This window comes from Seonamhaeicola marinus (assembly GCF_008085455.1).
Genome location: NZ_VSDQ01000073.1, coordinates 1 through 287, shown reverse-complemented (window position 1 = coordinate 287; position 287 = coordinate 1). Strand labels below are relative to the sequence as shown.

Annotated in this window: 1 protein-coding gene; it reads right to left on the bottom strand. The window is 33.8% G+C overall.

Going from position 1 to position 287, the window contains the following annotated elements; genetic code table 11:
* Positions 1–287, bottom strand: a 287-nt coding sequence (gene rpl5 / locus FUA24_RS00460) for a large ribosomal subunit protein uL5 (protein ID WP_148539596.1), incomplete at both ends; no start/stop codon positions are given.

Sequence of the window (287 nt, the reverse complement as noted above, 5' to 3'; positions counted from 1 at the left end):
AAGAACTCATACATTCTTTCGCCACGTAAAGTAACTTTAGCTCCAATTGGCATACCTTTACGTAATTTAAACGACGCAACATCTTTTTTAGACATTGTTGCTATTGCTTTTTGTCCTGAAATGGTAGTTAATTCTTCTAACGCGTAGTCAATTAACTTTTTATCAGCAACTGCAGCACCTACACCTTTTGATATTACTATCTTTTCTAGTTTAGGAACTTGCATTACGTTTTGATATCCAAATTCTTCTGTAAGAGCAGCAATTACTCTGCTTTTATACTCTTCTTT